Raw genomic sequence first — 22,579 nt, 5'->3', positions numbered from 1 at the left:
TGCGTGCTGCTTATTTGCTGTTCTCGACAGGCCGATAGTCGAACCAGTCGAAATCCGCGGGCGGCATGGGGGCACTGCCGGCCCCGTGCGCCACCATGCCCAGTACCACGCCGGTGAAGCCGCCGGCGTCCTCGGAACTGAGCGGGCCGGTCGGCGCGCTGCCGAAGTCCGCGACCTCGCGCCCGCCGATGCTGTAGCCGAATACATAGCGATCGGGCGCGCCGCGCACGATGAGCTCCACCTTGCCCGCGCCCAGGGGGGCTTCGCGCAGCACCGTGTTCACGCCTTTGACGCGCGTGACGAGCCGGATCGCGCGGCCCTTACCGGTGCCGACAATGAGCAGCTGGTAATGGTTGTCCTCGTTCATGCGCAGCGCGAGCCCGGCCTGCTGGCCGGCTGCACGCGGCGTGAAGTCGAGCAGCGTGGACGCGCGCATGTCGAGGTGCGCCTGGCGCTTGCCCACGAAGCTTGGGGTGCCGATGTCGGCCAGCGACAATTTGCTGCCTTTCAGGCGCAGGTGCCCCGCGCGTTCGGACAGCGACCACAGCTCGCGGGCCGGCCCGCGCAGGAAGATCCATTCGCCGCCCAGCTTGGGCGCCGAAAAATCGTCGCGCGCTGGCAGCGCCGGCCACGGGTGCGGCGCCGGCAGACCGGCCGCCGCCATCTTTTCCGTCAGCGGCGCGCCGCCATTGATCCGGAGCCAGCCATCCTTCGTCCATTCGACCGGCGCCAGCAGGGTTTCGCGGCCCAGGTGGTGCTTGTTGTTCAGGTGGCGCACGCCCAGCAGCACCATGAACCAGTCGCCGGCGGGCGTTTGCACCAGGTCGGCGTGGCCGAGCGCCTGCAGCAGCAGGTCCGGGCGGTCGCGGTGCGTCAGGATCGGGTTGCCGGGCGCGCCCTCGAACGGTCCCCATGGGGAGCGCGAGCGCGCCAGGATGACCACATGGCCGTAGGAGGTGCCGCCTTCCGCGTGCAGCAGGTAGTACCAGCCGTTGACCTTGTACAGGTGCGGCCCCTCGGGCCAGACGCCCCCGGTGCCGTTCCAGATGCGGCGCGGCTTGCCCTTGAGCTGGCCGGTGGCGACGTCGATCTCGACCTGGCCGATGCCGCCGCGCTCGCCGCCGTCCTGGTAGGTGAGATAGACCTTGCCGTCGTCGTCGAAGAACAGCGAAGGGTCGATGCCCTGCACGTCCTTGATCCAGACCGGCTCCGACCACGGTCCCGCCGGGTTGGTGGCATGGACGATGAAGTTGCCCCCGCCCGTGACGTTGGTGGTGATCATGTAGAAGCGGCCGTTCCCGCAGCGCAGGGTCGGCGCGAAGATCCCTTGCGAGCTTTTCTGGCCCGCGAGCGGCAGCTGGCTGGGCCGGTCGAGCGCATGGCCCAACAGGCGCCAGTTGACCAGGTCCTTGCTGTGGTAGATCGGCACCCCGGGGAAGTACTCGAACGTACTGGTCGCCAGGTAGTAATCGCCGCCGTCGCGGCAGATGCTCGGGTCGGGGTTGAAGCCCGGAACGACCGGGTTGCGGTACTCGCCGGCCGCGGCGCCATACGACAACAGAATACCGAGCACACCCACCATCAATACAGATCGACGCGACATCAAAGCCCCTTGGTTTTAGAATGTTAGCGCAATCAGTATAGGTTACTCAATGTTATTGATCAACAAAAAGGCGTAGCCGGCGTGTTCCTCCGGGCACGCAGCGGCGCAACGCTGCAGCCATCATGCTTCAGCCACATTTCTGGCGAGGCATTCTCGTTGCGCTTGCCGATAATTCGGCGTAGCCTTTGGAGACAACATGGGAGCCTGAAATGGATCCGAAACCGCCTTCCGGCAGCCAGGACACGGCCGAGCTGCGTGCGCAGGAGATGTCGTGTTACCGCATTGCACACGACGATGCCGATCCCAAGCTGCGCTTTTTAGCGCAGCTGGCGGTCAAGGCTGCAGGGTCCGACATCGGCGGGGTTTCCCTGGTCTACCGCAGCTACGTCGCGGTGGTCACCGGCGCCGGCGTGCCGCCGCAACGCTTCGATCGCGATGCCTCGATCTGCGCCCACGCGGTCGACGCGCAGGAAGCGTTCTTCGAAATTCCCGATCTATCGGCTGCGCCACAGTTCCCTTCCAAACAGTTTCCCGAAATGCGGCACTACGCCGCCGCGACGCTTTTCAGCAGGCGCGGCTATGTGCTCGGCACGCTGTGGATCATGGCCGGCGTCCCGGGCGGCCTGGACGAATCGCAGCGTCTCCTGCTGCAGGGACTCGCCAAGCTGGTCGTCGACACCCTCGAACTGCACTACTGTGATCCGGCGACCGGGATGCACAATCGCGCGGCCCTGGTTCAACAGACACAGGAAATCGTGGCCTCGCCCATGGGTTCCGAAATCCTGGTTGGGTATATCAACCTGGCATGCTTCCACCAAATTAATGAAATCTTCGGGCGCGATACCGGAGACCGCTTCCTGTCGATGATTGCGCAGCGATTGCAGGGCTGGGCCAAGGAGAGCGAACTGGTTGGCCACTTCGGCGCCGACCGCTTCGGTTTTACGGTGCCGGGGCCGATATCGGGCGAGCGTTTGTCGGCCCTCCAACAAACGATCGACGCGCCTGTCGTTCTACCCGAGGGCCGTTCACATACGCTCGCCGCCCGTATCGGGATGGTCCGCGAGCTCCTGCCTACCCAGCAGAACGCAGGCGCCTTGTTCGATATGGCCGAGACGGCCAGCGGCATGATCGGCGCATTGCACGGGACCTCGGCAATGCGCGAATACACCGACGCCCTGCGCGATCGTTCGCGCATGCTGCAGGCGCTGATACAACTACTCGACGGCTGTCCTGGGGGCGGGGAACTGCGCGTGTATTACCAGCCCCCAGGTGAACTTTGCCGAGGACCGCCTGATCGGCTTCGAGTCACTGGCGCGCTGGACGCATCCGGAGCTCGGCCAGGTCCCGACGCAAACCGTTGTCGCCCTGGCCGAGAGCAGTGGTCACTCCTATGATCTCGACATGCGCATTGCAGGCCTGGTGTGCAAGCGGATGCGCAGCTGGAAGGATGCGGGTTTGCTGGAGGTCCCGATTTCGCTCAACCTGTCCCGTGCGTCGCTGGTCAATCCGCGCTTGCCGGGAGAGATTGCGAGACTTCTTTCCGAGCATCTTGTCCCGGGCGACATGCTTGAAGTCGAGATTACGGAGGGGCATCTGCTGGAAGCCCCGCGTGCGCTGCACAAATCCATCGATGCCTTGCGCGCCCTGGGCCTCCGTATTGCGATAGACGATTTCGATATCGGCTATTCGAACCTGGATGCGATCGCCAGCTTGCACTTCGACCGGTTGAAGGTGGACAGGCGCTTCGTGCACGGCGTTGCGGATAGCGAAACGACGGCGAGTCTCTTCCTCCTGATCCAGGGCGTGGCACGGGTATCCGGTGCAGAACTCTTGTGCGAGGGACTCGAGAGAGAAAGAGATCTGGAGTGGTTGCGCCGCCATGGAGCGTTTTGCGTCCAGGGATGGTACTTCGGTAGTGCACAACCGGCCGAGGATGCCGAGCGATTGCTGCGTTGCTGGCAGGGCCGCGCGCGCGCGGAGGCGCCGTCGACCGACCTGGTTCATTGACGAGGTGCGGGTCGATCAGGCTACGCGTCCAGCATGGTATGCTCATTGCCCCTTCTCCAATGGAACCGGCGATGATGGCAAGAGCAAGTGTGATGATGGTCGGATTGTCGATGCTGCTGCCCGCGGCCGCCCAGGACGCGCCCAAGGCGGAACCCAAAGACACGGAAATATGGGCGCCGGAGCCCAGGCGCGTGATGCCCGGCTCCCCAGCGGGCGCGCCCTCGGACGCGATCGTGCTGTTCGCGGGACAGGATCTGCGCGAGTGGGTGTCGGCAGCCTCTCCCGACCAGCCGGCCGGATGGACCGTGGCGGACGGCGTGTTCACCGTGCGTGGCGGCAGTGGCGATATCCAGACCAGGCGCCTGTTCACCGACTACCAGATTCACCTCGAATGGCGGGTGCCGGCAACGCTGACCGGCAGCGGCCAGGCCCGGGGTAACAGCGGCCTGTTCCTCGCGTCGACCGGCAGCGGCAGCGGCTACGAGATTCAGATCCTCGACTGCGCCGCCAACAAGACCTATGCCAACGGCCAGGCGGCGAGCATCTACAAGCAGAACATCCCCCTGGTGAACGCCTGCGCCGCGGCCGGCCAGTGGCAGACCTATGACGTTATCTGGACCGCGCCGCGTTTTGCCGCCGATGGCGCGCTGCTCTCGCCGGCGTATGTGACCGCGCTGCACAACGGCGTGCTGGTGCAGCACCATGTCGCAATGCAGGGCGAGACGGTGTATGCGGGCAAACCCGCATACCGCAAGCACGGCGCCGCACCGATCAAGCTGCAGGATCACGGCGATCCGGTCAGCTTCCGGAATATCTGGGTGCGGCCGCTCTGAGTTAGCTGAGTTTCAGCTGAGTTTCAGCGGAGTTTCGCCGCGGCGCTGGCGCGCGCCGCATGCAGCTTCTTGTAGCTGTCCAGCAGACGGTGGTGCCGGTCCAGTCCTTCCAGCCCCATGCTGGTCGGCGTGAGGCCATAGAAGCGCACGCTGCCATCCACCGAGCCGAGCACCGCATCCATGCGCGCATCGCCATACATGCGGCGGAAGTTGGCGACGTAATCGCCGAGCTCCAGATCGTCGTCGAGCGTCACTTCCAGCACCACGTTCATCGCCTGGTAGAACAGGCGGCGCTCGACGGTATTGTCGTTGTACTGCAGGAAGGCGCCGACCAGTTCGTGCGCGTCCTCGAAGCGCTGCAGGGCCAGGTTGATCAGCAGCCGCAGCTCGAGCACGGTGAGCTGGCCCCAGTCGGTGTTCTCGTCGAACTCGATGCCGATCAGGCTGGCGATGTCGGAGTACTCGTCCAGCTCATTGTTCTCGAGCCGATCGAGCAGCGCCTCGAGGGCGGCGTCGTCGAGGCGGTGCAGGTTGAGGATATCTTCGCGGAACAACAGCGATTTGTTGGTGTTGTCCCAGACCAGGTCCTCCACCGGATACACCTCGGAATACCCCGGCACCAGGATGCGGCAGGCCACCGCGCCCAGCTGGTCGTAGACGGCCGTATAGACGTCCTTGCCCAGCTCCGCCAGGATCCCGAGCAGGGTCGCGGCTTCCTCGGCATTGGCGTTCTCGCCTTGCGCCGAAAAGTCCCACTCGACGAACTCGATGTCGGTCCTGGCGCTGAAGAAGCGCCACGACACCACCCCGCTGGAATCGATGAAGTGCTCGACGAAGTTATAGGGTTCGGTGACGGCCTCGCTGGCGAAGGTGGGCGCCGGCAGGTCGTTCAGGCCTTCGAAGCTGCGGCCCTGCAGCAGTTCGGTGAGGCTGCGTTCCAGCGCCACCTCGAAGCTCGGGTGCGCGCCGAACGAGGCGAATACGCCGCCGGTGCGCGGATTCATCAGGGTCACGCACATCACCGGGTAGGTGCCGCCCAGCGACGCATCCTTGACCAGCACCGGGAATCCCTGCTCTTCGAGGGCCTGGATGCCGGCCAGGATGCCCGGGTACTTCGCCAGCACTTCCTGGGGCACGTCGGGCAAGGCCATTTCGCCTTCCAGGATCTCGCGCTTGACGGCCCGCTCGAAGATCTCGGACAGGCATTGCACCTGGGCCTCGGCCAGGGTGTTCCCGGCGCTCATGCCGTTACTGGCGTACAGGTTTTCGATCAGGTTGGACGGGAAATACACGGTCTCCCCATCGGACTCGCGCACGAAGGGCAAGCAAACGATGCCGCGCTCGCGATTTCCGGAATTGGTATCGACCAGGTGCGAACCGCGCAGTTCGCCGTCGGGATCGTAGATGTCCAGGCAGTACTCGTCCAGGACCCCGCTTGGCACCGCATCGTCCGCACCGATCTTGAACCAGCGCTCGTTCGGATAATGCACGAAGTCCGCATTGGCGATGTCCTCGCCCCAGTAGGCGCCGGCATAGAAGTGATTATTGTTCAGGCGCTCGATGTATTCGCCCAGGGCCGAGGCCAGTGCGCTTTCCTTGGTCGCGCCCTTGCCGTTGGTGAAACACATCGGCGAGTGCGCATCGCGGATATGCAGCGACCAGACATTCGGCACGATATTGCGCCACGACGCGATTTCGATCTTGATGCCCCAGGACGCCAGCATGCCCGACATGTTCGCGATGGTCTGCTCCAGCGGCAGGTCCTTGCCGGTGATGTAGGTGGCGGCATGCGCGTCCGGCTGCAGGGTCAGCAGCGCCTGGGCGTCGGCGTCGAGGTTATCGACTTCCTCGATCACGAACTCGGGCCCGGCCTGTACCACTTTTTTCACGGTGCAGCGCTCGATCGAGCGCAGGATGCCCTGGCGGTCTTTATCCGAAATATCCGCCGGCAGCTCGACCTGGATCTTGAAGATCTGCTGGTAGCGGTTTTCCGGGTCGACGATATTATTCTGCGACAGGCGAATATTTTCGGTCGGAATATTACGGGTATTGCAGTACAACTTCACGAAATACGCCGCGCACAGGGCCGACGAGGCCAGGAAGTAATCGAAGGGGCCCGGCGCCGAGCCGTCGCCTTTATAGCGGATGGGCTGGTCGGCGATGACCGTGAAGTCATCGAACTTGGCTTCCAGGCGCAGCTTGTCGAGGAAGTTGACTTTAATTTCCATGGGAGAATTCCAATATACAAAACAGAAAGCCCTGTCAGGACAGGGCTCGGTAAATCGATCGACGGGAGTGTAACAGCAGACCGCGATGCGTGCCCGCAATTCGCAAGGAAAGCCGCGATCAGGGCTGCGCCACGGCCTGGTCTGCGACGGGCACCCCGAAATCGGGCGTGCCGTCCGGCCGCCACATGATGGGCTGGGCCCGCGTATGGCGGTTCGGGTCGAACAGGGAATCGCCCTTGATCTCGCGGTAGTTGCGCGCGTGGTAGACCAGGATGTCGTGCTTGCCGTCCGGCGTGGTCGTGAACGAGTTATGGCCGGGGCCATACTGTCCGGTCGCCGCGCTGGTCTGGAACACCGGCAGCCTGGACTTCGTCCATGCCGCCGTATCCAGCAGGTTGGCCGATTCGGGAGCGGTCAGCATCCCCAGGCTGTAGCTGGCGTCGGTCGCGCTGGCCGAATAGGTCATGAAGACGCGGCCCTTGCGCACCAATACCGCCGGCGCCTCGTTGACCTCGTGCGTCATCTTCTCCCATGGATAGTCGGGCGTGGTCAGCATCGTCGCCGGGCCGCGGATCGACAGCGGCGTGTCCATGGCGGCGATGTACACCGCCGTCATGTGCTTGGTCGCCGTGGGCGGGCGCTGGGTCCAGGCCAGGTAGCGCCGGCCTTTCACCGTGAAGACCGTGGCGTCGAGGGCGAAGGATTCCCAGCCGGTCTTGAGCTGCCCGCGTTCGACCCACGCGCCCTCGAGCGGATTGGCGGAAGCGTTTTCGAGTACGTACAGGCGGATGTCGAAGGGCGCGTCCTCGCGCCCGGCAGTGAAATACAGGTACCACTTGCCGTCGATGTGGTGCAGCTCCGGCGCCCAGATGTGACGGCTCATCGGGCCGCTGGCGTGCTTGCGCCAGACCACCTTGGCCTCGGCCTTGCCCAGCTCGTTCAGCGTGCGGGTGCGGCGCAGTTCGATCCGGTCGTACTCGGGCACCGTGGCCGTGTAGTAGTAATAGCCGTCCGTATGCAGGCTGACGTGCGGGTCGGCGCGCTGCAGCACCAGGGGGTTGGCGAATTCCGGGGTCGCAGCGGCGGCGGGCAAGGCCAGCGCGAACGACAGTGCAAACGACAGTGCGGGCGTGAGCCGGCGGGCGGTGATCATGTTCGAGGTCCTTTGTTCAGTAGATCTCGGATGCCGCCAGCCTCACCTGCCGCAGCAGCAGGTCCGCGCCCGGCGACATCAGGTGGTCCTGCTGGCGGATGATGCCGAAGGCGTCCATCGTGCAGGGCAGCTCGATCGGCAGGATGCGCATCACGTTCAGCGACGCGTAGTACTGCGCCACTTCCTGCGGCATCACGTGCAGCGAATCGGTCTGTTGCAGCAGCGCCGTGATGAGCAGCAGCGCGGTGGTGTCGACCACGTTGGCCGGGGGCTGCAGGCCGGCGCGGCGGAACATCATGTCGAAGCGGTGGCGCAGGATGCTGCCGGGCGGCGGCAGGATCCAGGGCTTGTCGGCGATGTCCTTCAAGCTCAGGTCCCTGGCCTCGAGCAGCGCATGGCCGGGGCGCACCACCGCGCAGGCGGGTTCCTCGGTCAGCTCTTCGTACACCAGGCCGCTCGAATCTTCCTTCTCCAGGATGCGGCCGATCATGAAGTCGAGCGTCCCGCGCTGGAGCTTGTCGAGCAGGACGTTGCTGGGTTCCAGGTGCACGCCGATGCGCAGCAGCGGCGCCTGTTCCTTGATGCGCGCGATCGCCCGCGGCAGCAGCGCCATCGCGGGCGACATGATGACGCCCACTTCCACCTGGCCGGACAGGCCGGCTTTCAGCGCCAGCAGGTCGTCGTGCGCCAGCGCCAGGCTGGTGAGCGCCATGCGCGCGTGGCGGATCATGGTCTCGCCGTAGATGGTCGGCTCCATCCCGCGCGGCAGCCGCTCGAACAGGCGCACGTCGAGCATCTCTTCGAGGTCCTTGATCTGCTTGGACGCGGCCGGCTGCGTCATGTGGAGTTCCTCGGCCGCGCGGTGGATGTTGCGGTAGTCGTCCAGCGCGATCAGGAGCAGCAGCTGGCGCGTCTTCAGACGCGCTTTCAGGAACCAGTTCGGGTTAGTCGTATCCATCAGGAAATCATATCATTTCCGATATCGATTCCAGAGGAATACCGATGGGCGCTTATCACTTGCAGCCCGGCGACGGGTTCGCAGCCGGCCCCTCGGCGGTCTGGGCAACCGGCAGGATCTTGCCGTCCGGGGCATAGCGCAGCTCTTCCACGGCGACCGAACGGCGGAACTCGCCGCCGGTCGGCAGCTTGCCGTTGTGGTAGAAGATGTAGGACTTGCCGTTGAATTCGACGATGGCCTGGTGGATGGTGTTGACGTTGCTGTTCTTCTCCATGATCACGCCGCCGAAGGACCAGGGGCCGGTGGCCGTCGGGCCGCGCATGACCACGGTCTCTTCCGGGAACTTGCGCGAATACGAGAGGTAATAGCTGCCCTTGTGCTTGTGCAGGTAGGCCGCCTCGACGAAGTTGTCCAGGCCCACGGTGTGGATCGGGCCATCGAGCTCGATCATATTGGGCTTGAGCCTGGCGTACTTCATCACCGTGTTGCCCCAGTACAGATAGGCCTGGCCGTCGTCGTCGATGAAGACCGCCGGATCGATGTCGTCCCAGGGGATGTCGGTTTCCTTCGTCATGTCGTTGGTGATGAGGGCAGTACCGCGCGCATCGACGAAGGGCCCGGTGGGGCTGCTGGACACCGCCACGCCGATGGCCTTGCTCTTGAGGGCGCCGTGATCCACCGTGGAGTAGAAGTAGTACTTGCCGTTGCGCTTGACGATGTCGGAGGCCCAGGCGTCGCGTCCCGCCCACTTGAAGGTGCTGTAGCGCAGCGGCGAGCCGTGGTCGGTCCACTTCTTCATGTCGCAGCTCGAGTACACGCGCCACTCGTTCATGATGTACTCCTTGCCGCCCTCCGGGGCTTCGTCCTTGCCCACGTAAAGGTAGACGCGGCCGTTGTCGACCAGCGCGGCCGGGTCGGCGGTGAAGATGTCTTTCACGATGGGGTTGGCCGCCAGGGCCGGCATGCTCAATCCTGCGGCCAATGCTAGCGCCAGCGCCTTGCACTTATTCATCACGTCTCCTTATATATCTTATTGATTTATTAGCTTTGCTTCTGACGGAAGCCCATCAGCCGCTGCACTACGCAGAACACGAACAGCAGCGCGCCGATGACGATCTTGGTCCACCACGAACTGAGGGTGCCGTCGAAGGCGATCAGGGTCTGGATGGTGCCGAGCACCAGCACGCCCGACAGCGCGCCCAGCACGTAACCATAGCCGCCGGTAAGCAGGGTGCCGCCGATGACCACCGCCGCGATGGCGTCGAGCTCGGTGCCCTGCGCGTGCAGGCCGTACCCCGACAGCATGTAGAACGAGAACAGCAGGCCGGCCAGCGCCGCGCAGAAGCCGCTGAAGGCATACACCCCCACTTTGGTCCGGCCCACGCCCAGGCCCATCATCGCGGCCGACTGCTCGTTGCCGCCGACGGCGTACACGGCGCGCCCGAAGGACGAGTAGTGCGCGATCCAGACCGCCAGCGCCAGCATCCCCAGCGCCACCAGCGCGCCCGGCGACAGGAAGCCGCCCAGGAAGGGCAACTGGGTCTGGGACATTGCGACGAACAGCGGGTCCTCGATGGTGATCGACTCGATGCTGATCAGGTAGCACAGGCCGCGCGCCAGGAACATGCCGGCCAGCGTGACGATGAAAGGCTGCAGGCGGAAGAAATGGATGATGGCGCCCATCGCGCCGCCGAACAGCGCGCCGCCCAGCAGCACGGTCGCGATCACCGCCACGGGCGGCCAGTGCGCCACCTGCAGCAGCCAGGCCGCAACCATGGTGGCAAGGGCGAGCACCGCCCCCACCGACAGGTCGATGCCGCCGGAGAGGATCACGAAGCCCATGCCGATGGCGATCACCAGCAGAAAAGCGTTGTCGATCAGCAGGTTGAGCATCACCTGCAGCGACAGGAAGCCGTCGTAGGCCTGGCCGCCGGCCAGCAGCATCGCCACCAGCAGCACGACCGTTGCCGCGGAAGTGAACCACGGCGCAGCAGTGATGTGCTTCATGCCGCCCTCCGCTTCCACAGCGACTTGAACTGGTCCGACTGCGAAATACAGACCAGGAAGACCACGACCGACTTGACGACCATGTTGACCTCGGGCGGCACGCCCAGCGAATAGATGGTGTAGGTGAGCGTCTGGATGATGAGCGCACCGATGATGCTGCCCGCCAGCGAGAACTTGCCGCCGGCGAGCGAGGTGCCGCCCAGCGTCACCGCCAGGATGGCGTCCAGCTCCAGCATCAGCCCGGCATTGTTGGCGTCCGCGCTTTTCACGTTGGAGCTGATCATCAGTCCGGCCATGCCGGCGCAGACCGCGCTGAACACGTACACGAACACGACCAGGGCCGCGGTGCGGATACCGGCCAGGCGCGCCGCCACCGGATTCACGCCGACCGCCTGGATGAACAGGCCGAGCGCGGTGTGGCGCAGCAGGAAGCTGGTGACCGCGAACACCGCGATCACGACGAACAGCGCGAACGGCAGCCCGAGCAGGTAACCGCTGCCCAGGAAGAAGAAGGGCTGGTAGTAGACCGTGACGATCTGCCCGTCGGTCAGCAACTGGGCCAGGCCGCGCCCCGCCACCATCAGGATCAGGGTGGCGACGATCGGCTGCAGGCCAAGGCCCGCCACCAGGGCGCCGTTCCACAGGCCGCACAGGAGCGCTGCTCCAAGAGCGGCCAGCAGCGCCAGTGCCATCGGCGTCTGCGCCACGTATTCGGGCACGCCGTTGTTGATCACCATGGTGCCGCCGATAAGCATCGAGGCGACCGTGCCGGACAGCGCCACCACGGCGCCGACCGAGATGTCGATGCCGCGCGTGGCGATCACCAGGGTCATGCCGATCGCGGCCAGCATCAGGGGCGCGGCGCGATTGACGATGTCGACCAGGCTGCCGTACAGGTGGCCGTCCTTGATCTCCAGGTGGAAGAACCCGGGAATCAGGGCGAAGTCGATCAGCAGCAGGAGCAGCAGCGCGGCCATCGGCCGGAACAGCGCGTGCTGGAAGATCGAAGGCCGGGCCGGCTCCGCCGGCTTCAGCACCGTCTCTTTGACCGCGACGTTCATGCGCTGCCCTCCCCGGCGATCACGTGCAGCACCGAGCTGTCGTCGAGCTCACCGCGGCGGTACTCGCCGCAGGCCTTGCGGTCGCGCATGACCACGATGCGGTCGCTCACGCGCAGCACTTCGGGCAGTTCGGACGAGATGAACAGAATCGACATGCCCTTGCGGCACAAGGTAGTAACGTAATCCATGATTTCCTGCTTGGCGCGCACGTCGATGCCGCGCGTCGGTTCGTCGAGGATCATCAGCTTCGGCTCGGTGGCCAGCCAGCGCGCCAGCAAGACCTTCTGCTGGTTGCCGCCCGAGAGGGTGCCGATCGGCGTCTCGATGCTGGCGGTCTTGATCCCCAGTTGTTTCACGTAGTGGGTAGCGAGTTCCTGCTGGCGCCGCATCGGAATCGCGCGCAGCAAGCCCTGGCGCGCCTGCAGCGCCAGGATCAGGTTCTCGCGTACCGACAGGTCCAGGATCGCACCTTCGTGCTTGCGGTCTTCGGAGCAGAAGCCGATGCCCTCGGCAATCGCATCGCGCGGGGTGGCGAAGCTGCGGCTTCGCCCCCCGATCTCGACGGCGCCGCTGTCGGCCTTGTCGGCGCCGAACAGCAGGCGTGCGGTTTCGGTCCGTCCCGAACCGAGCAGGCCGGCCAGGCCGAGCAATTCTCCCTTGCGGATCTCGAGGTCGATCGGCGCCAGCACGCCCTTGCGCGCCAGTCCCTGCGTGCGCAGCAGGGTTTCGGACTGCTCGCTTGCTGGGGTACACTCGCTACCGGTATGCTCGGCCGCTTCCGCCGGCGCACCGATCATCTTGTTGACCAGGGCCAGGCGCGACAGCTCGCTGCACAGGTACTCGCCTTCGCGCTCGCCGTTGCGCATTACGGTAATGCGGTCGGAAATGGCATAGGTCTGGTCGAGGAAGTGGGTAACGAACAGGATCGCCATGCCCTGCTCGCGCAGCGAACGCAGCACCGAGAACAGCAGCTGGACTTCGTTTTCGTCCAGGCTGGAGGTGGGTTCGTCGAGGATCAGCACCTTGCTTGAAATATTCAGCGCGCGCGCGATCGCCACCATCTGCTGGATGGCGAGCGGATAGTTCGAGAGCGGCTGGCCGACGTCGACGTCGATCTGGAGGCGCTTCAGCAATTCGACGGCCTGGCGGCGCATGCCACGCCAATCGATCATCCCAAAGCGGCGCGGATAGCGGCCGATGAAGATGTTCTCGGCGACCGACAGGTTCGGGCACAGGTTCACCTCCTGGTACACGGTGCTGATGCCGAGCTGCTGCGCATCCTGGGTGGAGGTGGGCGCGATGGCGCGGCCGCTAAGCGTGATGCTGCCGCGCTCGGGCGTGTACACGCCGGTGAGGACCTTGATGAGGGTCGACTTGCCGGCGCCGTTCTGGCCCATCAGCGTGTGGACTTCGCCGGGGAACAGGCGCAGGCCCGCATCCGACAGTGCCTTCACGCCCGGGAATTGCTTGTGGATGCCGGTCACTTCCAGGACCGGGGCCACGGTGGTCGAGGCGAGCATGGGCGCCTCAGTATTTACGGTTCGGGAATTCCTTGGCCGCGACTTCAGCGGGGAACACACCCTCGTTCACGGTAATACGCTTCGGCACAGGCTTGCCCGCCTTGACCGCCTGCGCGGTCTGGATCAGCTGCGGTCCGAGCAGCGGATTGCACTCCACGGTGACGTTGAGCTTACCCTGCAACATGGCTTCGAACGCGCCCCGCACGCCATCGATCGACACCACCAGGATGTCCTTGCCGGGCTTGAGGCCCGCTTCCTCGATGGCCTGGATCGCACCGATGGCCATGTCGTCGTTGTGCGCGTACAGCACGTTGATGTTCTTGCGGTCGGACTTGAGGAAGGCTTCCATCACCTCCTTGCCCTTGGCGCGGGTGAAGTCGCCGGTCTGCGAACGGATGATCTTCAGCTTCGGATAGTCCTTGATGACTTCGGCGAAGCCCGCCTTGCGGTCGATGGCCGGCGCCGAGCCCACCGTGCCCTGCAGCTCGACGATGTTGTAGCTGCGGTTCGGGTTCTTCTTCTGGTGCTCGACCAGCCAGCGCGCGGCGCGGCGGCCCTCTTCCACGAAATCGGAACCGATGAAGCTGACGTAGAGCGACGGGTCGCTGACCTTGACGGCGCGGTCGGTCAGGATGACCGGGATCTTCGCATTCTTTGCCTCGCGCAGCACGGTGTCCCAGCCGGATTCGACGACCGGCGAGAAGGCGATCACGTCGACGCGCTGGGCGATGAAGGAGCGGATGGCCTTGACCTGGTTTTCCTGGCGCTGCTGGGCGTCGGCGAACTTCAGGTTGACGCCGGCGGCCTTGGCGGCACTCTTGATCGAGGCGGTGTTGGCGGTGCGCCATTCGGATTCGGCCCCGACCTGGGAGAAGCCGATGGTGAGGGGTTTCTGGGCGTGGGCGGGGATGGCGGCGGCCAGCGCCATGGCGGCGGCCGTACCCAGGAGGGTTCTGCGGGTGAGGGTCATTACCTTGTCTCCGGTATTGTTGTAGCACAATGCTAATGCCAAGCGCGATGCTAATCCAATCAAATTTTTGAAGAAAGCAATATGCAGATCGATATCACTTGGCTCAACGGCGTTGAGTCAACGCGGGCAACGTCGGCTCAGCGCGACACTTTTTACGCATGTCGCATGGGAATACCGCTCTACACAGCTTTATAGCGACACTGTCCCCAGGGTCGGCTAGCATTATTGCCATGTGACAACATAAGGCCTGTGATGGGAAATCCTGGAAACAAAGCGCTAGCAAAGGACCTGGTCGCGCTGCCCTGGCAGTTCAGCGCAGTGCTCGCCATAGGCGGCTTTGCCGGGGTCCGCTGGGTACTGCCGGGCTTTCTTCCCGACCGCAATCCGCTCGCGGGCTTGAAGGGGCTGTGCGAACCGGTTTCCTGGATCGTCCTCGTCGCCCTGGGCTTCACGGCGCTGATGGCGGCGCTGCGCAAACCGACCAAGCGACCGGAACACGGGCGGAAGCTGCGCTCCGGCCGCCAACATGCGCGCGCACGGGTTTTGCCTATAGTGGCGGTGACGGACAGCTTACCGGTCGTGGCGCGGCGTGACGGCCCCGCGGCACGGCCGCAGGCATGGTCAACCGAGGCGCTGCGCATGCTCGAATGGAAGCGCTTCGAACTCCTGTGCGCCCGCTACTATGCGGCGGTCGGTTTCCAGGCAAGGACCCTGGCGGCCGGCCCGGATGGCGGCATCGACGTCAAACTGTTCAAGCACGATCCCGACAGGCCGCTGGCGATTGTCCAGTGCAAGGCCTGGAACACCCAAGCGGTTGGGGTCAAGGAAATCCGTGAACTGCTCGGCGTCATGGTTCACGAAAAGGTCAGCCGGGGCATCTTCATCACGACCGGGAGCTACTCGCCGGATGCCCTGCAATTCGGAACGGCAAACCCGATCCAGCTGCTCGACGGCGACGCATTCGCGGGCAAGATTCTCCAATTGCCGGCCGAGAAGCAACAGGCCTTGCTCGACTTTGCATTCGAGGGCGATTACCGTACGCCGACCTGTGCTTCCTGCGGCGTGAAGATGCTCGCGCGCGACAGCAAGCGCGGGCCTTTCTGGGGCTGCGTCCACTACCCGCGCTGCAAGAACACCTTGGCGATGCGTGCCTAGCGCAGCAGGCGCAGCCCGTAAAGTCCGCCCGCCAGCGAGCCTGGCTTCGCAACAAAGCGCACCGACAGCGTGGACGGTTGCGAGGCGACGACGGCCGCCGGCAGGGGGTAGTCAACCGTGTAGAAGTCCTGGGCGGCATCGCCGGCCAGCGCCACTTCGGCCAGCAGCACGCCATTGACCTCGATATCGAAGCGCCGTCCGGCATCGGCCCTGGCAAAGGTCAGCCGCAGCAGCTTCGCCTCCCCTTTCGGGTCCTTCAGCTCATAGCTGAACCACTTTGTGGCATGGCGCCAGTGCCGTCCCCCGTTCACGCCTGCGGCAATGCCCTCGCCCTTGAAGAAGTGGTCCGACTCAGGCTGCTGCTCACCCGGCGCCACCTGGTCGATGGTACGGGCATCCAGCGCCAGCCGGTCCGCTTCGAGGGCAGCATTCTCGGCCCGCATGCGCTCGAAATTGGCCGGCGTCGCATGCTGCCAGTACATCGTGTAGCGCGACTCGTGCAGGCGGAAGAAGGGGATGAACTCGGTAGCACTACCCGCGGCGCCGCGCACCAGCCCCGGCGCCGTGAAGGTCAGCGGCTTGCCTTTCACCGGCTTGAAGCGGCGCAGGAAGTCAAGGGAGTCACTCACCAGCATCGGCGCCGCCTCCAACGGGCACACCGGCCCGCTCGCGATATGGCCCATGCGCGACTCGTCGGCCAGGAAGTTCAGCTGCTCGTCGCCGAACAGGCGCGTCTTTGCGGCCAGCACGATCGGGCCGTGCAGCACGGCGTAGTAATTCGACTTGTCCGGCATCTGCTCGAGGCGCGTCGTCATCGGCAGCTGGACGTCCACGCGGTCGCCCTTCTTCCAGGCGCGCGCCACGCTCACGTAGCCACCGGGCGCGGCATCGAGTTTCACCGCCCTGCCGTTGACCTTGACCGTCATTTTCCCGGCGGCGACCCAGCCCGGATAGCGGATTTTCATCGTGAACTCAGTTGCCCTACCTTCGGGCGTATCGACCGTCAGTCGCGTACTGCCCTCATCCGGGAAGCGTGTGGATTGGCTAATGCGCACGCCCTTCTCACGCCAGTGCAGCGTCGACGGGATGAACAGGTTCACGAACAGCGCATCGCCCTCGTGCGCATAGATGAATTCACCGTATTTGGCGTGGCTCTCGATCCCCGAGCCGACGCAGCACCACATGCCCTTGTCCACCTGCGAATACACGCGGTAGTGGTTCGGCCGCATCGGCGTGAAGTAGACGAAGCCGCCGCCCGGGCGCTGCGAGGACAGGATGTGGTTGTACAGCGCGCGCTCGTAGTAGTCGCCGTAGCCGCCCTTCTGCCTTGACTGGAACAGCATGCCGGTCAGCTTGAGCATATTGTAAGTGTTGCAGGTCTCCGGCCCCTCGACCTCGCCCACCATCGACTCAAAGTTCTCAGTGTCGTGGAAGTGCTCCTTGACGCTGTTGCCGCCAATGGCCACCGAGCGGCGGTCAACCACGGTCTGCCAGAAGAAGCTGGCGGCCTGGTCGAGGTCCTGCCGTCCAGTCATGTCGGCGATGCGCTTGAAGCCGATCACCTTGGGGATCTGCGTGTTCGCATGCAGGCCGGTGAGCTTGTCCTGCCCTTGCGCCAGCGGCTGCAGCACTGCCTGGTGCGAGAAGCGCAGCGCCAGCTCGAGGTATTTATCGTCGCCCGTCATCTGCGCCACGTCGGCCAGGATCTCGTTCATGCCGCCATGCTCGCTGCGCAGCATCTGCTGCATCTGCTCGTCGCTCAGGTGGGACGTCAGGCGCAGCGCCCAGTCGGACAGGGCAATCAGCATCGCGCGTGCATCCTCGTTGCCGGCGTAGCGGTAAGCGTCGCGCAGGCCCGCGTACACCTTGTGCAGGTTGTACCAGGGGACCCACTTGCCGTTGACCGAGAAATTGTCGGCCGCCAGCTTGCCGTCCGCGATGTCGCGCCAGGCCTGGCGGCCGCCGGGGATGCCGCCCAGGTAGCCGTCGCCGTTGGCGGCCTGCGCGCGCTTGAGCTCCGCCACGAAGTAGTTCAGGCGGCGCAGGGTCTCCTGGTCGCCGGTCGCGGCATGCATGAGGGCCAGCGCCGACAGATAGTGGCCGCCCATGTGGCCGTCCAGTCCCGTCGATTCCCAATTGCCATAGCTGGGCCGGCGTGGCTCCAACCCGGCTTCGCGCAGGAAAGGCGCCAGCAGCCGGTCCGGCTCCATCGCCATCATGTAATTGAGGTCGGTGGTCTGGGCGTCGAGGAAGGGGCCGGGCTTGAGGCGGACGTCGGCCAGCGGAAACAGCTCGGCCGCCTGCGCCCAGGCAGATGAGACCAGCAAGGCGAGCGCGGCGAGTTGACGCTTCATGGCAGGCGCACGCTCTGGTAACGGTTGAGCTCAGCCTGCTCGACGAGCGGCCAGCCGTCCCCATCCCACTTCATCGGCAGTACCTTCAGCTTCTGCTTGTACTTGTCGGCGGTCTCGTAGGCGTGCAGCACCATATAGTCCTTGCCGTCGAAGGTGTAGGCGCTGTTGTGGCCCAGGCCCTTCCAATCGCGATCACCCTGGATGACGAGCGAGCCCCCGCCCTTGGCCATGTCCACGCCCTGGCGGTCGAGGTAGGGCCCGGTGATGGCTTTCGCGCGGCCGACCACCACCTTGTAGGTGCTGTCCTTGCCCTTGCAGCACAGGTCCCAGGAGGCGAACAGATAGTACCAGCCGTTCTTGCGCATGATGAAAGGCGCCTCGATCGCGGCCGGGCCGCCTTGCAGGTCGGGCGTGAAGGCTGGTCGCTCGCGGCGGGCGATGGTGTGCCATTCCTGCGGCTCGGCCAGTTTCGTGCGGCTGGCGTCGAGCTTGACCAGTTTCAGCCCGCTCCAGAAGGAGCCGAAGGACATCCAGGGCGTGCCCTGCTCGTCGTCGATCACGTGCGAGTCGATCGCGTTCCACAGGTCGCGGCCGGGCACCGACTGCAGCACCATGCCCTGGTCTTCCCACCGATAGCCGGGCGCGCGCGGGTCGAGCGTGATGTTGGTGGTCACGCCGATGCCGGAGGTGTTCAGGCCGAAGCCGGAGACCGAGTAGTAGAGGTAGTACTTGCCGTTATGGTGATAGATGTCCGGCGCCCAGATGTGGTCGTTGAAGGTCGGTGCGGCCTTTTTCGCCCAGGTGGGCTCGCCGGGGAAGACGCGGCCTTCCGGTTTCCACGACTTCATGTCGGTCGAGCTGTAGAAGGTGATGCCGGGGCCGGTGCTGAAGAGGTAGTACTTGCTGCCTTCCTTGGCCATGACGGGGTCGTGGACTTCGACGGGGGCGGCGAAGGATGGCAGAGCGGCCGCTAGCGCGAGCGCGCAGGCGGAAAAACGGGAAAATACGGACATTGCGAGCTCCTGAATAGTCGCGATCCGTAGGGTGGGCGGCTCGTGATCCGGGCCACTGGCCCGGATCACCCCACGCGTTCGACGGTCATGTGCAGGCCGCCACATGCCCGCGGGTCCGCGACCGAGCTTTGAACGCGTGGGCGGGAGACCCGCCCACCCTACGAAGAGCCTTATGCCTCGACGGATACGACCACTACGGACTTCGCCGGCACCTTCAGCGTCAGCTTGCCGTTGACGGCCTTGGCGCTGTACGGCGCCGGCTTGATGGCCTGTGGCTTCTCGAACGTGTTGTGCGCATCCATCGCCTCGGCGGTCAGGACCTGGCCGGTGGCGCCGGTCGCGGCCTGGCCCTTCAGGTCGACCGTCACGTCGCTGGCCTGGCGCGGGTTGGTGTTCACCAGGGCCACATAGACCTTGCCGTCCTTGCCGCGCGCGCTCGAGGCGCTGATCCCCGGGATGCTCTTGTTGTCCATCGAGTAGGCCACGTCGTTGTTGACGGCGGTCGGCAGCGAGGTCGCGTCCTGGAACGGGATGTACATCTTGTACGCGTGGTAGGTCGGGGTCAGCAGCATCTTGTCCTTGTCGGTGATGATCATCGCCTGCAGCACGTTGACCATCTGCGCGATCATCGTCATGCGCACACGCTCGGCGTGGGCATGGAAGATGTTGAAGTTGAGCGCCGCCACGACCGCGTCGCGCAGGGTGTTACGCTGGAACAGGAAGCCCGGGTTGGTGCCCGGCTCGACGTCGTACCAGGTGCCCCATTCGTCGACGTAGAAGCCGATCTTCTTCTGCGGATCGTTCTTGTCGAGGACGGCGACGTTGCGGCGGATGAAGCCATCCATGCGCATGGTCTGCTGCAGGGTCTTGAACCATTCGGATTCGTTGAAGCCGATGGCGGCGCCCTTCTTGTCCCAGTCGCCGGTCGGCAGCGTGTAGAAGTGGAAGCTGATGCCGTCGGTACCCTTGGCCGCTTCCTTGCTCAGGACGTCGGTCCAGGTGGTGTCGTCGCTGTGGCCGCCGCTGGCGACCATCTTCGGACGCGCATTCGGCGGGGTCTTGAGGAAGGTGGCGTAGTGGTTGTACAGGTTGGCGTAGTACTCCGGCTTCATGTTGCCGCCGCAGCCCCAGGCTTCGTTGCCGATGCCGAAGAAGGCGACTTTGTACGGCTCCTTGCGGCCGTTCTTGCGGCGCTGCTCGGCCAGCGTCGACTTGGTGTCGGAAGTCATGTACTCGAGCCACTCGGCCATCTCCTGCGGAGTGCCCGAGCCGAGGTTGCCGTTCACGTAGGCTTCGGTACCCAGGATATCGACCAGGTCGAAGAACTCGTGGGTGCCGACCGCATTGTCCTCGGCCACGCCGCCCCAGTGGGTGTTGACCTTCACCGGGCGCTTGTTGCGCGCGCCGATGCCGTCGCGCCAGTGGTATTCGTCGGCGAAGCAGCCGCCGGGCCAGCGTACCAGCGGCACCTTCAGCTCCTTCAGGGCGCCGACCACGTCGTTGCGCCAGCCGCGCGTGTTCGGGATCTTCGAGTCCGGACCGACCCACAGGCCTTCGTAGATGCCGGTGCCGAGGTGTTCGGCGAACTGGCCGTAGACGTTCTTGTTGATGACCGGGCCGGGTGTGGTGGCGTCGATGGTCACGTTCACCTGGGCGAAGGCGGCGCTCGATGCCAGGGCGAGGCCGAGGGCGAGGATGGTGGGCTTGAATGCTTTCACTACTTGTCTCCTGGTTTGACTGTTGTTTTTGCTAGACTATTATTTGAATACGGCGACGAAGCCGCCTTTTGCTTTGATGCTGATCCTGTGCTTGCCGCCCTTGAGTGCGGATTCGGCGAATGCGCGCTCGCCCTCGCCGTCGGCAATGAGCGTGCCGCTGCGCTTGCCCACGAAGGACAGGTCGAGCTCGAGCGGCCTGTCGGTGTCGTCGGCGTTCAGGCCTGCGACATACCACGTCTGCCCTGCCCTGCGCGCGATCACGGCGTAGCGGCCGGGATAGCCGTCGACGAAACGGGTTTCATCCCAGCTGCGCGGCAGGTCCTGCAGGAAGCTTTTCACATAGGCCGGCGCGGTGGCCATGCCTTCCGGCGTCTCGGCAAAGTGCTGGATCCCGGACAGGAACAGCACCGACTCGGCCAGTTCGAAGCCGTTGCGGGTCTTGCGCTGGATCTTCGGGATGTCGCCAAAGACCGTCGGCGTGAAGTCCATCGGGTCGAACAGGTTGCGCGTGAACGGCAGCATCGCGGCATGGGGCGCGACGGCATCCTGGTCGGCCTGCTCGAAAGTGGTGAACTCGAAGCCGCGCACCGCTTCGACGGTCATCAGGTTCGGGTAGGTGCGCGACCAGCCGCGCGGCAGCGTGGCGCCGTGGAAGTTCACCAGGAGGCCCGCCTTGGCGGCATCGTTCAGCAGGTCGACGTAATAGGCGATCATCGACTGGCCGTCGCCGGCGAAGAAGTCGATCTTGACGCCCTTGACGCCCATCTCGCGCAGCTTCGTGAATTCGCGCGTGCGCGCCTCAACCGTGAGCAAGGCGCTCTTCGGGCTGTACGGCGTCTTGTTCCAGTCGCCGGAGGAGTTGTACCAGACCAGGATGCCGATATTCTTCTTCGCGCCATAGGCGACCAGTTCGCGCATCTTCGCGTCGCCGATCTTGCGGTCCCAGTCGGCATCCACCAGGGTGTACTCCCAGCGCATGTCGGCGGCGTAGTCGATGAACTTCTTCTGGACGTCGAAGACGGTGCCGTCGTCTTTCAGCAGCGCCCAGCTCCACGAGGCATGGCCGGGCTGGATGCGCGCCTTCTCGACAGCGATGGCGGGAGCGGCCAGGTCGGTGCCGAGCGTGGATTCCACGAGCGTGCGCAAGGAACCCAGTGCGATGACGCGCCAGGGCGTCAGCAGTTCGCCCTTGCTTTCCGCCAGCAGCCCGCCATTGGTGAAGACTTCGGCCGCGGCTGGCGGGGCAAGCTTGTAGCGACCTCCGCTTGAGTCGGCGTCGAGGCGCGAAGCGTGGAAGCTGCCGTCCATGTTCGCCTCGGTCAGCGCAACCCAGGTGTCGCCGGTGCGGAACAGGGCCGGGAATACCCAGCCGGCCGGCAGCGGCGACCTGGTGCCGACCGCGATCTCACGCTGGTAGTGCTCTTCGTAGGACGGGTTGGTGTTCGACCAGCCGGTCTGGGCGACCGCCATCGGCTGCAGCCAGGCCTTGGCGGACTGGTCGAAGCTGAAGCCGGTCGCCTCGGACAGGAACTTCTTGTGCGGCAGCGAGGCGTCGGCTATCCGGTAGCGGAAGGCGACGCCGTCGTTCGATACCCGGAAGGCCAGGTCCATGGACTGGCCCTGGGCGTTGCGGACGGTGTAGACCTGCTCGTTGGCGGCGTAGCTGATGTGGCGCTTCTTGCCGGTGAGGAGTTCGTACTTGTCGCGCACGGGCTTGACCGGCGAGGCCGATGCGATCCTCAAGCCGGTGGCGAGGTTCGCGCCCTGCAGTTGCAGACCGAGGGGCGACGGGAGGATGACGGGCTTGCCGTCGCGGGCGATCGCGTAGCTGAGCGTGCCGGACGGGCTGGCGCTGACGGTGACGGCGATGTGGCCGTCGGGGCTGCGCAAGGCGGCGGCCTGGGCCTGGGTGCTGAAGATGGCGACGAGCGCCAGGGTGGTGCGGGTCAAGGCGGTCATAACAGGATCCCGTTATTCCGTCGTCCCGGCCTGCGCCCGG

Annotated in this window: 17 protein-coding genes; 4 read left to right on the top strand and 13 right to left on the bottom strand. The window is 65.0% G+C overall.

Annotation, left to right across the window (positions count from 1 at the left end):
* Positions 1-10 precede the first annotated feature (10 nt).
* Positions 11-1,603: a glycoside hydrolase family 43 protein gene (locus tag AC56LU_RS01365; RefSeq protein ID WP_497173792.1), complete on the bottom strand. Its 1,593-nt coding sequence runs from the start codon at positions 1,601-1,603 to the stop codon at positions 11-13.
* A gap of 209 nt (positions 1,604-1,812) precedes the next feature.
* Here AC56LU_RS01365 and AC56LU_RS01360 point away from each other — a divergent pair, with 209 nt between their 5' ends.
* The 3 genes from AC56LU_RS01360 (at position 1,813) to AC56LU_RS01350 (ending at position 4,443) form a co-directional block, all read left to right on the top strand.
* Entirely contained in the window at positions 1,813-2,997 is a 1,185-nt protein-coding gene (locus tag AC56LU_RS01360; protein ID WP_497173791.1) for a diguanylate cyclase domain-containing protein, read from the top strand.
* Complete coding sequence (locus AC56LU_RS01355; protein ID WP_497174202.1) at positions 2,894-3,610, top strand: EAL domain-containing protein; 717 nt, start codon at positions 2,894-2,896, stop codon at positions 3,608-3,610. Before AC56LU_RS01360 ends, AC56LU_RS01355 begins: the two co-directional genes overlap by 104 nt.
* Positions 3,611-3,684: 74 nt before the next feature.
* The gene (locus tag AC56LU_RS01350) at positions 3,685-4,443 is read left to right on the top strand and encodes a 3-keto-disaccharide hydrolase (protein WP_497173790.1); all 759 of its coding nucleotides are present in this window, start codon (positions 3,685-3,687) and stop codon (positions 4,441-4,443) included.
* 23 nt (positions 4,444-4,466) lie between these two features.
* Here AC56LU_RS01350 and AC56LU_RS01345 read toward each other — a convergent pair whose 3' ends face one another.
* The 8 genes from AC56LU_RS01345 to AC56LU_RS01310 form a co-directional block, all read right to left on the bottom strand.
* Positions 4,467-6,671 carry an OsmC domain/YcaO domain-containing protein gene (locus AC56LU_RS01345; protein WP_497173789.1) on the bottom strand — a complete coding sequence of 735 codons (2,205 nt, stop codon included), beginning with the start codon at positions 6,669-6,671 and terminating at the stop codon, positions 4,467-4,469.
* Between the two features lie 118 nt (positions 6,672-6,789).
* Complete coding sequence (locus tag AC56LU_RS01340) at positions 6,790-7,824, bottom strand: glycoside hydrolase family 43 protein (protein WP_497173788.1); 1,035 nt, start codon at positions 7,822-7,824, stop codon at positions 6,790-6,792.
* 16 nt (positions 7,825-7,840) lie between these two features.
* Positions 7,841-8,782, bottom strand: coding sequence for a LysR family transcriptional regulator (locus AC56LU_RS01335; protein WP_497173787.1), 942 nt, complete (start codon positions 8,780-8,782; stop codon positions 7,841-7,843).
* 55 nt (positions 8,783-8,837) lie between these two features.
* The gene (locus AC56LU_RS01330) at positions 8,838-9,794 is read right to left on the bottom strand and encodes a glycoside hydrolase family 43 protein (protein ID WP_497173786.1); all 957 of its coding nucleotides are present in this window, start codon (positions 9,792-9,794) and stop codon (positions 8,838-8,840) included.
* A gap of 29 nt (positions 9,795-9,823) precedes the next feature.
* Positions 9,824-10,789, bottom strand: a complete 966-nt coding sequence (yjfF, locus tag AC56LU_RS01325; protein WP_497173785.1) for a galactofuranose ABC transporter, permease protein YjfF — start codon at positions 10,787-10,789, stop codon at positions 9,824-9,826.
* The gene (locus tag AC56LU_RS01320; RefSeq protein ID WP_497173784.1) at positions 10,786-11,850 is read right to left on the bottom strand and encodes an ABC transporter permease; all 1,065 of its coding nucleotides are present in this window, start codon (positions 11,848-11,850) and stop codon (positions 10,786-10,788) included. Before AC56LU_RS01320 ends, yjfF begins: the two co-directional genes overlap by 4 nt.
* Positions 11,847-13,370 carry a sugar ABC transporter ATP-binding protein gene (locus AC56LU_RS01315; protein WP_497173783.1) on the bottom strand — a complete coding sequence of 508 codons (1,524 nt, stop codon included), beginning with the start codon at positions 13,368-13,370 and terminating at the stop codon, positions 11,847-11,849. The genes AC56LU_RS01320 and AC56LU_RS01315 overlap by 4 nt, the downstream gene beginning before the upstream one ends.
* A 7-nt stretch (positions 13,371-13,377) precedes the next feature.
* Positions 13,378-14,340 (bottom strand): ABC transporter substrate-binding protein, encoded by a 963-nt coding sequence (locus AC56LU_RS01310; RefSeq protein WP_497173782.1) that lies wholly within the window; start codon positions 14,338-14,340, stop codon positions 13,378-13,380.
* Positions 14,341-14,592: 252 nt separating this feature from the next.
* Between AC56LU_RS01310 and AC56LU_RS01305 the strand changes: the two genes are divergently transcribed.
* On the top strand, positions 14,593-15,495 hold the full coding sequence (locus AC56LU_RS01305) for a restriction endonuclease (RefSeq protein ID WP_497173781.1): 903 nt from the start codon (positions 14,593-14,595) through the stop codon (positions 15,493-15,495).
* Here AC56LU_RS01305 and AC56LU_RS01300 read toward each other — a convergent pair.
* The 4 genes from AC56LU_RS01300 to AC56LU_RS01285 form a co-directional block, all read right to left on the bottom strand.
* Positions 15,492-17,849 carry a beta-L-arabinofuranosidase domain-containing protein gene (locus AC56LU_RS01300; protein ID WP_497173780.1) on the bottom strand — a complete coding sequence of 786 codons (2,358 nt, stop codon included), beginning with the start codon at positions 17,847-17,849 and terminating at the stop codon, positions 15,492-15,494. The two genes, AC56LU_RS01305 and AC56LU_RS01300, sit on opposite strands and share 4 nt — an antisense overlap.
* Complete coding sequence (locus AC56LU_RS01295; RefSeq protein ID WP_497173779.1) at positions 17,846-18,862, bottom strand: arabinan endo-1,5-alpha-L-arabinosidase; 1,017 nt, start codon at positions 18,860-18,862, stop codon at positions 17,846-17,848. Before AC56LU_RS01295 ends, AC56LU_RS01300 begins: the two co-directional genes overlap by 4 nt.
* 170 nt (positions 18,863-19,032) lie before the next feature.
* Positions 19,033-20,580, bottom strand: a complete 1,548-nt coding sequence (locus AC56LU_RS01290; RefSeq protein ID WP_497173778.1) for an alpha-N-arabinofuranosidase — start codon at positions 20,578-20,580, stop codon at positions 19,033-19,035.
* Between the two features lie 39 nt (positions 20,581-20,619).
* Entirely contained in the window at positions 20,620-22,539 is a 1,920-nt protein-coding gene (locus AC56LU_RS01285; RefSeq protein WP_497173777.1) for a glycoside hydrolase family 97 protein, read from the bottom strand.
* Between the last annotated feature and the right edge of the window lie 40 nt (positions 22,540-22,579).

Source organism: Telluria sp. PB2R4, assembly GCF_059685695.1.
Note: the sequence above shows the minus strand (reverse complement) of the source record. Positions and strands in the feature narration are given on the sequence as shown.

Excerpts from the sequence above, each read along its gene's own strand:
- AC56LU_RS01340 (WP_497173788.1), bottom strand. The coding sequence starts at position 7,824 with ATGATCACCGCCCGCCGGCTCACGCCCGCACTGTCGTTTGCACTGTCG.
- AC56LU_RS01360 (WP_497173791.1), top strand. The coding sequence starts at position 1,813 with ATGGATCCGAAACCGCCTTCCGGCAGCCAGGACACGGCCGAGCTGCGT.
- AC56LU_RS01330 (WP_497173786.1), bottom strand. The coding sequence starts at position 9,794 with ATGAATAAGTGCAAGGCGCTGGCGCTAGCATTGGCCGCAGGATTGAGC.
- AC56LU_RS01300 (WP_497173780.1), bottom strand. The coding sequence starts at position 17,849 with ATGAAGCGTCAACTCGCCGCGCTCGCCTTGCTGGTCTCATCTGCCTGG.
- AC56LU_RS01335 (WP_497173787.1), bottom strand. The coding sequence starts at position 8,782 with ATGGATACGACTAACCCGAACTGGTTCCTGAAAGCGCGTCTGAAGACG.
- yjfF (WP_497173785.1), bottom strand. The coding sequence starts at position 10,789 with ATGAAGCACATCACTGCTGCGCCGTGGTTCACTTCCGCGGCAACGGTC.
- AC56LU_RS01310 (WP_497173782.1), bottom strand. The coding sequence starts at position 14,340 with ATGACCCTCACCCGCAGAACCCTCCTGGGTACGGCCGCCGCCATGGCG.
- AC56LU_RS01305 (WP_497173781.1), top strand. The coding sequence starts at position 14,593 with ATGGGAAATCCTGGAAACAAAGCGCTAGCAAAGGACCTGGTCGCGCTG.
- AC56LU_RS01315 (WP_497173783.1), bottom strand. The coding sequence starts at position 13,370 with ATGCTCGCCTCGACCACCGTGGCCCCGGTCCTGGAAGTGACCGGCATC.
- AC56LU_RS01295 (WP_497173779.1), bottom strand. The coding sequence starts at position 18,862 with ATGTCCGTATTTTCCCGTTTTTCCGCCTGCGCGCTCGCGCTAGCGGCC.
- AC56LU_RS01285 (WP_497173777.1), bottom strand. The coding sequence starts at position 22,539 with ATGACCGCCTTGACCCGCACCACCCTGGCGCTCGTCGCCATCTTCAGC.
- AC56LU_RS01350 (WP_497173790.1), top strand. The coding sequence starts at position 3,685 with ATGGCAAGAGCAAGTGTGATGATGGTCGGATTGTCGATGCTGCTGCCC.
- AC56LU_RS01320 (WP_497173784.1), bottom strand. The coding sequence starts at position 11,850 with ATGAACGTCGCGGTCAAAGAGACGGTGCTGAAGCCGGCGGAGCCGGCC.
- AC56LU_RS01345 (WP_497173789.1), bottom strand. The coding sequence starts at position 6,671 with ATGGAAATTAAAGTCAACTTCCTCGACAAGCTGCGCCTGGAAGCCAAG.
- AC56LU_RS01365 (WP_497173792.1), bottom strand. The coding sequence starts at position 1,603 with ATGTCGCGTCGATCTGTATTGATGGTGGGTGTGCTCGGTATTCTGTTG.